Source organism: Streptomyces swartbergensis (genome assembly GCF_002148965.1).
GTDB lineage: Bacteria > Actinomycetota > Actinomycetes > Streptomycetales > Streptomycetaceae > Streptomyces > Streptomyces swartbergensis.
This window is the reverse complement of sequence record NZ_NGFN01000341.1, coordinates 1-9162: the sequence shown is the minus strand read 5'-3', so window position 1 is coordinate 9162 and position 9162 is coordinate 1. Positions and strand designations below refer to the sequence as shown.

The 9162-nt window shown below is 70.1% G+C and carries 8 protein-coding genes and 1 rRNA gene; 1 reads left to right on the top strand and 8 read right to left on the bottom strand.

The window, feature by feature from the left end; genetic code table 11:
* A 16S ribosomal RNA gene (locus tag CA983_RS35560) occupies positions 1 to 63 on the bottom strand; the annotation flags it as partial.
* A 593-nt stretch (positions 64 to 656) separates the two neighbouring features.
* Positions 657 to 1664, bottom strand: coding sequence for a stage II sporulation protein M (locus tag CA983_RS35550; protein ID WP_086604871.1), 1008 nt, complete (start codon positions 1662 to 1664; stop codon positions 657 to 659).
* A gap of 128 nt (positions 1665 to 1792) precedes the next feature.
* Between CA983_RS35550 and CA983_RS35545 the strand changes: the two genes are divergently transcribed.
* Positions 1793 to 2782 carry an RDD family protein gene (locus CA983_RS35545; RefSeq protein WP_086604870.1) on the top strand — a complete coding sequence of 330 codons (990 nt, stop codon included), beginning with the start codon at positions 1793 to 1795 and terminating at the stop codon, positions 2780 to 2782.
* A gap of 35 nt (positions 2783 to 2817) precedes the next feature.
* Here the strand turns inward: CA983_RS35545 and CA983_RS35540 are convergent, their stop codons facing one another.
* The 6 genes from CA983_RS35540 to CA983_RS35515 form a co-directional block, all read right to left on the bottom strand.
* Positions 2818 to 3432, bottom strand: coding sequence for a hypothetical protein (locus CA983_RS35540; RefSeq protein WP_086604869.1), 615 nt, complete (start codon positions 3430 to 3432; stop codon positions 2818 to 2820).
* Between the two features lie 121 nt (positions 3433 to 3553).
* Positions 3554 to 5011: an adenosylhomocysteinase gene (ahcY, locus tag CA983_RS35535; RefSeq protein WP_086604868.1), complete on the bottom strand. Its 1458-nt coding sequence runs from the start codon at positions 5009 to 5011 to the stop codon at positions 3554 to 3556.
* A 363-nt stretch (positions 5012 to 5374) separates the two neighbouring features.
* Complete coding sequence (locus CA983_RS35530; RefSeq protein WP_086604867.1) at positions 5375 to 6355, bottom strand: cation diffusion facilitator family transporter; 981 nt, start codon at positions 6353 to 6355, stop codon at positions 5375 to 5377.
* Between the two features lie 152 nt (positions 6356 to 6507).
* Positions 6508 to 7659, bottom strand: a complete 1152-nt coding sequence (gene manA / locus CA983_RS35525) for a mannose-6-phosphate isomerase, class I (protein WP_086604866.1) — start codon at positions 7657 to 7659, stop codon at positions 6508 to 6510.
* A gap of 56 nt (positions 7660 to 7715) precedes the next feature.
* Entirely contained in the window at positions 7716 to 8843 is a 1128-nt protein-coding gene (locus CA983_RS35520) for an SIS domain-containing protein (protein ID WP_086604865.1), read from the bottom strand.
* Positions 8844 to 8971: 128 nt separating this feature from the next.
* Positions 8972 to 9142 carry a Trm112 family protein gene (locus CA983_RS35515; protein WP_078945647.1) on the bottom strand — a complete coding sequence of 57 codons (171 nt, stop codon included), beginning with the start codon at positions 9140 to 9142 and terminating at the stop codon, positions 8972 to 8974.
* Positions 9143 to 9162: the final 20 nt, after the last annotated feature.

The following is a 9162-nucleotide window of genomic DNA, read 5'->3' as shown; positions in this document are numbered from 1 at the left end:
GACTTGCATGTGTTAAGCACGCCGCCAGCGTTCGTCCTGAGCCAGGATCAAACTCTCCGTGAATGTGTACCGGTAATCCGGTGCTACACCACGAGAGCGGAACAGTCAGGCGGAATAAGCCCGACCGTTCACAGCGTCCTCGCTGTGTTTTTTCAAAGGAACCTCGACCATCGGAAATTTCCGACGGACGGGGTATCAACATATCTGGCGTTGACTTTTGGCACGCTGTTGAGTTCTCAAGGAACGGTCGCTTCCTTTGTACTCACCCTCTCGGGCTTTCCTCCGGGCGCTTCCCTTCGGTCTTGCGTTTCCGACTCTATCAGATCTTTCTCGACCCGATTTCCTCGGTGCTTTCCAGGTTCCGCTTTCGCGTTTCCGCTTCTGCGTTTCCCTTTCCGGCGGTTCCGACTTTATCAGAGGTTCCGGGCCGGATTGACCGGCCACTCATTTCCGATTCATCGGGAGGGGCTTCAATGAAATCAACGTTTCATGAAGCAGACAGATGCTCACTGTCGCCGATCTGAGGCTGAACCCCATGTCCAGGCAACTGTTCGAATCTACCTCCCCGTAGGCTCCGTGTCAACGGCTCCTGTGGGGCGAAGAGGAGACTAGCAGCTGAACGGACGTGGTCGCACATCCGGCGGCTGCGGGGCCGTTCAGGCAGCTGTCGGGACGGTGGCGCTGCGTTCCGCCGCCTCCACGTCACCGGTCTCGCCGGCGCGGGCGGCACGGCCGCCCAGGACATATACGTAGGCGAGGAAGGCCAGTTCGGCGACGACTCCGATGGTGATGCGGGCCCAGGTGGGGAGGCCGGAGGGGGTGACGAAGCCTTCGATGGCGCCGGAGACGAAGAGGACCACCGCCAGGCCGATGGCCATGCCGATGGCGGCACGGCCCTCTTCCGCGAGAGCTGTGCGTCGTGTGCGGGGGCCCGGGTCGACGAGGGTCCAACCGAGGCGCAGGCCGGTGCCGGCGGCCACGAAGACGGCGGTCAGTTCGAGCAGCCCGTGCGGGAGGACCAGGCCGAGGAACGTGTCGAGGCGGCCGGCCGAGGACATCAGGCCGACGCCGATGCCCAGGTTGAGCATGTTCTGGAAGAGGATCCAGATGACCGGGAGGCCCAGGAAGACACCAAGGATCAGGCACAGGGCTGCGGCCCAGGCGTTGTTCGTCCAGACCTGGGCGGCGAAGCTGGCGGCCGGGTGGCTGGAGTAGTACGTCTCGTACTGGCCGCCGGGGCGGGTGAGCTCGCGCAGTTCGCTGGGGGCCGCGATGGAGGCCTGTACTTCGGGGTGGGTGCCGATCCACCAGCCCAGGAGCGCCGCGACCGCCGTGGACAGCAGTGCGGTGGGTACCCACCAGTGGCGTGACTTGTAGACGGCGGCGGGGAAGCCGTGGGCGAGGAAGCGGGTGACGTCACGCCAGGAGGCGCGTCGGGTGCCTGTCACGGCACTTCGCGCGCGTGCCACGAGTTGGCTGAGCCGGCCGGTCAGCTGGGGGTCGGGGGCGCTGGTCTGGATCAGGGAGAGGTGCGTGGCGGTGCGTTGGTAAAGGGTGACGAGTTCGTCGGCTTCGGCTCCGCTGAGGCGGCGCTGGCGACGGAGCAGTGCTTCGAGGCGGTCCCACTCCGCTCGGTGGGCGGAGACGAAGACGTCGAGGTCCATCGGTGTGCCTGCTCCTCGGCTGTTCGTCGGCGGCTCGTCGTGGATCAGCTTGTCGTACTGCGGCGCGATGCGCCCTCAGCTTGGCAGACTGGCCCTGTCGGGGGCAGGGCAGGGGAAGGACGGCGGGCGTGAGTGAGCTGGTGACGGGCGAGGCGGTGGCGCTGGAACTGCGCCCCGCGAGGTTGCCCAGCAGGGCGCTGGCCGTGTTGCTCGATCTTGTGGTGGCCGTGGCCGTCTACGTAGCGGTGACCATTGCGATCGTGGTTTCCACTGCCTCGCTGGACGAGGCGGCGCAGACAGCGCTGTCGATCGCGACGTTCGTTCTCGTGCTCGTGGGCGGGCCGATCGCGGTGGAGACGCTCAGTCATGGGCGCTCGCTCGGGAAGATGGCGTGCGGTCTGCGTGTGGTGCGGGACGACGGGGGGCCGATCCGGTTCCGGCATGCGCTGGTGAGGGGCTTGATCGGGGTGATCGAGATCCTCATGACCTTCGGGGTCGTCGCGTGTATCGCCTCGTTCGTGTCGGCGCGTGGGCGGCGGCTGGGGGATGTGTTCGCCGGGACTCTCGTCGTGAGGGAGCGGATTCCGGTCGCGCGGACCGGTTTCGTACCTCCTCCTCCGCCCTGGCTTGCGGGGCGGTTCTCGGGGCTCGATCTGTCGGCGGTGCCCGACGGGCTGTGGCTCGCCGTCCGTCAGTACCTGACGCGTATGCAGCAGCTGGACCCGCAGGTGGGCTGGTCCATGGCGGAGCGGCTGGCGTCGGATCTCGCCGAACGTACGGGGGTTCCGGTGCCGCAGGGTGTTCCGCCGGGTGCGTATCTGGCGGCGGTCGTGCATGAACGGCAGTCGCGGGAGGCCCGGCGGGCTTTCGGGAGCGGGCCGGCCTCGTCGACGGCTCCGGCCGCGGAGGCGGCTCCGGTTACCGAAGCGGCTCCGGCTGCGGATGCGGCTTCAGCTGCTGAGATGCCTTCGGCTGCGGGCGCGGCGTCCGGTGCGTACGGACCGCCGGTCGTGCCGCACGGCGCGGCTGTCGAGTCGTCCGGCGGGGCTCGGCCCGAGCAGTCGCAAGAGGTGCGGGCGGGCGATCGTCCCGGGACCGGGTTCGTGCCGCCGGCGTAGTGGGGGCGGGGCGGCCCGTTCAGCGGGGGTTGTCCTCAGGGGAACACAGACGGCGGTGATTCGAGGTCTTCGAGCTCGATGCCGGGAGCCGCGAGCACCACGTCGCCGGCGATGTGCACGGAGTGCTGTTCGCCCGTGTCCAGGGCTGTGACCTGGTATTCGTCCACGGTCAGGGGGCCGTTGTCAGTGGCGTGTGCTTCTCTTTTCAGCAAGGTCCACGACTGGTCCACGGTGCGCGGGGCGAGGACCGGGTCCGTGAAGGCGACGAGGCGTACGCGGGTGCCGGCTGAGGAGGGGGTGAGGCGCAGGAGACGGGTGGTGGCGACGAGGAACGCCGGGGAGGTGCCGGTGAAGGCGTGGGCGCGCACATTGCCTTCGGTGGCGTTGGTTCCGGTGGGGTCCGTGCGGACCCAGGTGACGCCGTCGAGGGCGGCACCGCGGACCTGCCAGGCGGCGGCGTGGAGTTCGAGGCGGATGGGGCGGCCGAGTTCGTCGAGGGTGAGGTCGACGGAGCCGTGGTGGTCGCCTGTGGGGGTGGTCAGCTGGGAGACGTAGCGCCAGCCGGAGGGGCCGATGGCGCAGTGGAAGTGCTCTTCTGCGAGGGGGGTGTGATCGTGCGGATCGTGGAGCGAATAACGGCCGCGGGGCATGGGGGTCCTGGGTCTTGACGGGCTGGGCCGGTCGCTGGTCCGCCAAACGGGGCAGGCCCCCGGCACGGGGGTGCGGGGGCCTGCCTCGGAGGACCTGACCGGCAGCGCTGTGCTGCTCGGCTCAGTAGCGGTAGTGGTCCGGCTTGTACGGGCCCTCGACCTGCACGCCGATGTACTCGGCCTGCTCGGGGCGGAGCGTGGTCAGCTTCACGCCGAGCGCGTCCAGGTGGAGGCGGGCGACCTTCTCGTCGAGGTGCTTGGGCAGCACGTAGACGCCGGTCGGGTACTCGTCGGGCTTGGTGAACAGCTCGATCTGGGCCAGGGTCTGGTCCGCGAAGGAGTTGGACATCACGAACGACGGGTGGCCGGTGGCGTTGCCCAGGTTCAGCAGGCGGCCCTCGGACAGGACGATGATCACCTTGCCGTCGGGGAAGGTCCAGGTGTGGACCTGCGGCTTGATCTCGTCCTTGACGATGCCGGGGATCTTCGCGAGGCCGGCCATGTCGATCTCGTTGTCGAAGTGGCCGATGTTGCCCACGATGGCCTGGTGCTTCATCTTGGCCATGTCGCCGGCCATGATGATGTCCTTGTTGCCGGTCGTGGTGATGAAGATGTCGGCCTTGTCGACGACCTCGTCCAGGGTCGTGACCTGGTAGCCGTCCATCGCGGCCTGGAGGGCGCAGATCGGGTCGATCTCGGTGATGATCACGCGGGCGCCCTGGCCGCGCAGGGACTCCGCGCAGCCCTTGCCCACGTCGCCGTAGCCGCACACGACCGCGGTCTTGCCGCCGATCAGGGTGTCGGTGGCGCGGTTGATGCCGTCGATCAGGGAGTGGCGGCAGCCGTACTTGTTGTCGAACTTCGACTTGGTGACGGCGTCGTTCACGTTGATCGCCGGGAAGAGGAGGACGCCGTCGCGCTGCATCTCGTACAGGCGGTGGACGCCCGTCGTGGTCTCCTCGGTCACGCCGCGGATCTCCGAGGCGAGCTGGGTCCACTTCTGGGAGCCGTCGGTGATGGTGCGGTTCAGGAGTTCGAGGATGACGCGGTGCTCGTCGTTCTCGGCGGTGTCGACGGCAGGGACCTTGCCCGCCTTCTCGTACTCGACGCCCTTGTGGACGAGGAGGGTGGCGTCACCGCCGTCGTCCAGAATCATGTTCGGGCCGCCGGTGGGGCTGTCCGGCCAGGTCAGCGCCTGCTCCGTGCACCACCAGTACTCCTCCAGGGTCTCGCCCTTCCAGGCGAAGACCGGGACGCCCTGCGGGTTGTCGGGCGTGCCGTTGGGGCCTACGGCGATGGCTGCCGCGGCGTGGTCCTGGGTGGAGAAGATGTTGCAGGAGGCCCAGCGGACCTGGGCGCCGAGGGCGACCAGGGTCTCGATGAGCACGGCGGTCTGCACGGTCATGTGCAGGGAGCCGGTGACGCGGGCGCCGGCCAGGGGCTGCGCCTCGGCGTACTCCTTGCGGATCGCCATCAGGCCGGGCATCTCGTGCTCGGCGAGGGTGATCTCCTTGCGGCCGAACTCGGCCAGGGAGAGATCGGCGACCTTGAAGTCCTGTCGCTTGTCGACAGTCGTCATGGAGAGGTGCTCCTCGGGATTGGGTCGAGGTGGGTACGGCTGGTCTGCGCGGCGGCGGACACAGGGGTGCCCGAAAGAGGACACAGGCATGCCCGCGTGTGCGCAGCGCAGTCCGTCGGAGGCCCTCTCTCCCTCGGCCGGTCCGCGGTGGGACCGCCCGACCGCCATCAGCAGCGACGTCTGGCTCCGTCCCAAGCTACACCGGGGGCGCCTGCGATCCCCAGTCCGCAGGGAAACACATCAAGCCGATCCCGTGACGGGCGGGGGTGGGAGTGCCGGTGAGGTGCGGGACTGGTGGAAGGCGGCGGGGCCCGCCGAGTGGTTCGGCGGGCCCCGTGACCGGAGGAGTCGTATGGAGAGGGCTCAGTGGTCGGTGGGGTGCGGGGTGGGGCCGCCGGGGCTTGCCTCGGGGTCGGAGCCCTTGGCGGCTTCGGTCTCGCTGTAGATGTCCGGCTCGAGGTAGATCACGCGGGCGATCGGGACGGCCTCGCGGATGCGGGACTCGGCGGCGTCGATGGCGGCGGCGATCTCGGTGGCCGTCTCCTCGTGGCGGACGGCGATCTTGGCGGCGACGAGGAGTTCCTCGGGGCCGAGGTGGAGCGTGCGCATGTGGATGATGCGGGTGACCGTGTCGCCGTCGACGACGGCGGCCTCGATCTTCTGGGTCTCCTCGGTGCCGGCGGACTCGCCGAGCAGCAGCGACTTGGTCTCGGCGGCGAGGACCAGGGCGATCAGGATGAGCAGGATGCCGATGCAGAGGGTGCCGATGCCGTCCCAGACGCTGTCGCCGGTGAGCAGGGCGAGGCCGACGCCGCCGAGGGCGAGGATCAGGCCGACGAGGGCGCCGAGGTCCTCCAGGAGGACGACCGGGAGCTCAGGGGCCTTGGCGTGGCGGACGAACTCCTTCCAGGAGCGCTTGCCCCGCAGGACGTTGGACTCCTTGATGGCCGTGCGGAAGGAGAAGGACTCGGCGATGATCGCGAAGATCAGGACGCCTACCGGCCAGTACCAGTGCGTCAGCTCGTGCGGGTGCTTGATCTTCTCGTAGCCCTCGTAGAGGGCGAACATGCCGCCGACCGAGAAGAGGACGATCGAGACGAGGAAGGCGTAGATGTAGCGCTCGCGGCCGTAGCCGAAGGGGTGTTGCGGGGTGGCCTCGCGTTTGGCCTTCTTGCCGCCGACCAGGAGCAGCGCCTGGTTGCCGGAGTCGGCGACCGAGTGCACGGACTCGGCGAGCATCGACGACGAGCCGCTGAAGAGGAACGCCACGAACTTCGCTACCGCGATCGCGAGGTTGGCGACCAATGCCGCCACGATCGCCTTGGTGCCGCCTGACGCGCTCATATGTTCGCGTTGTCCCTTCGTACGCCGTTCCAGGGCCGGGTGCCGCCTTGGTGCGGCACCCGTGGCTTTGCCCGTGCTTGACGGTGGGCCATTGTTGCAGCCCGCTCGTGCCGCGGTGCTTCAGGTCACCAGCAAGGGGGGCATCGAAACGGTCAGGCGACGACGGTGGCGCGGAAGAGCGTTCCCGTTCCGGACACTTCGGCCTTTTCGCCGGCCGGGACGAAGACGGACCGGCCCGGGGTCAGGTCGTGCTCGCCCGCCCGGACGGTGCCGGCGGTGCAGAGCAGGATCTGCGGGGTCGCGCGGGTGAGGTCGTGGGCGCTGCCCGCCTGGGGGAGGACGTAGCGGGACAGGCGGAACTCGTCGATCGGGGTCTCGTAGAGCTCCTCGCCGCCCGGGGAGGCCTCGGGGCGCAGGACGCCGGGGTCGCTGGGGCGGAAGCGGACGATGCGCAGGAGCTCGGGGACGTCGACGTGCTTGGGGGTCAGGCCGCAGCGCAGGACGTTGTCGGAGTTGGCCATGATCTCGACGCCGAGGCCGTTCAGGTAGGCGTGCGGGACGCCGGCGCCGAGGTAGAGGGCCTCGCCGGGCTGGAGCCGGACGTGGTTCAGCAGCATGGCGGCGATGACGCCGGGGTCGCCCGGGTAGTGGTGGGCGATGTCGGCGTAGGGGGCGTAGGCGCCGCCGAGGCGGGTGCAGGCCGTCGCGGCCTCTGCGACCGTGCGGGACATCTCCTCGGGGTCGGCGGTGAGGATCGCCGTGAGGACCTCGCGCAGGGCGGCGTCCTCGGGGTGGGCGTGCAGCAGGTCGACGTACGGCTTGAGGGAGTCGACGCCGAGGTCGTCGAGCAGGCCGGCGGCCTGGAGCGGGTCGCGGAAGCCGCACAGGCCGTCGAACTCGGTGAGGGCGCAGATCAGTTCGGGCTTGTGGTTGGCGTCCTTGTAGTTGCGGTGCGGGGCGTCCACGGGGATGCCGCGGCGCTCCTCGTCCGCGTAACCCTCCTTGGCCTGCTCCAGGTCGGGGTGGACCTGGAGGGAGAGCGGGGCGCCGGCGGCGAGGATCTTGAGGAGGAAGGGCAGGCGGGGGCCGAACTTGGCGACCGCGGCCGGTCCGAGTTCCTTTTCCGGGTCGGCGTCGATGACCTCGACAAGCGTGCCCCGGTCGGTGCGTGAGGGTGCGCCGGGGTGGGCGCCCATCCACATCTCCGCCTGCGGTTCGCCGGTCGGTTCGGTGCCGAGCAGGTGCGGGATGGCGGTGGGGGAACCCCAGGCGTAGGGGCGGATGGTGTTGTCGAGGCGGTCCATGGGGGTCTCTCTTGCGTGTTCGGGCGTGCTGGCGCGTCAGGGTGTCCCGAGCATGATCAGGCCCTCGAAGCGAGCGCCAGGTAAACCGCGGCGAAATCCGTGGTGGCGATCAGTTCCGCGAGGGTCTCCAGTTCGCCGCCCTCCTCCGGTTCCAGTTCGCTGATCGGGGTGTCGTGGCTGAGGGCCAGGTCGCGGGCGCCGGGGGCGGCGGTGAGGCCGCCGATGGGGCGGTCGCGGAGGAGCACCACGCGCGCGTGCAGGGCGGGTGGTTCTTCGACACGGTCGCGGAAGAAGTCGTCGGGGTCGGCGCTGGCGGCCAGCGGGCCGGCGAGCAGGGCGCTGTGTGCGGCGAGGGCCTCGGGGAGTTCGGCGACGACCGCGGGGGTGCCGGACAACTCGGCGAGCGCGGCGGCGAAACGGCGGCCCGCCGGTCCGGCCGAGGTGCCCTCGGTCCAGATGATGGGGAGCGCGTCGGCGAGTTCGGCGGCGAGGGTCTTGGCGGGGTTGCTGTAGGTGGCGATGGCGGGGCCGCAGCGTTCGGCGACGACGTCGAGGCGGTCGGCGACCTTGCCGAGAGCTTCGGGCGGGGCGGCGAGCACTCCCGTACGGTCCAGCAGCGCGAGCAGTGGCGTGAGCAGCGCCCACAGGACGCCGGGGGCGGAGGCGGCGAGGGGCTCGTCCTGGTCGTACGGGGCCGTCGCCATGGGGACGAACAAGCCGTGCGAGCCGTTCACCGCGTCGGCGAGCGGGGAGCGGCTGGGGGCCACGGCGACGACGTTGCAGCCGCGGCGGTAGGCCTGTTCGGCGAGGAGGGACAGGCCGGGTTCGGTGCCGTCCGGGGTGGTGATCAGGAGGATGTCGACGGAGCCGACCCAGCCGGGCAGTTCCCAGCGCAGGGCGCCCGCGGCGGGGGCGACGCCGGTGGGGGCCAGCCGCGTGACCGGGCTGCCGGCGCCGGCGAGGGTGCCGATGAGGTCGGCGGCGTGGGTGGCGGCGGCACCCGGGCCGGCGATGAGGACGGCGCGGGGGCGGCCGTCGGGCTTGAGGTCGTTGATGCCGGCCTCGGCGGAGTGGCGGGCGGCTGTGCGGACGCGGGCGCCGGCTTCTGCGGCGCCGCGGRGCAGCCCGCGGTGGTCGGCCTCGGAGAGGCCCTCCGGGGAGTCGAGCAGCGATTCGTCGAGCATGGGCGGCAGCCTCCGATGGCCGGGGTCCGTTCCGGGCCCCGCTTTTTGGGGTGTCCTACGATCGGTGCCCGTTGCGCCGGGGGCTATGTGCACCGGGGTTCACGCGGGTGTGTCTGCCCGGGCGGGGCCTACGCGGGGCGGCGGGCCTCGTCGACCAGGAGGACCGGGATGCCGTCGCGGACGGGGTAGGCCAGGCCGCAGTTCTGGTCGGTGCAGAGCAGTTCGGTGTCCTGCTCCTTGAGGGGGGCGTGGCAGGCCGGGCAGGCGAGGATTTCGAGGAGGCCGGCTTCGAGTGCCATGCGGGGTCCCTTCGGGGATG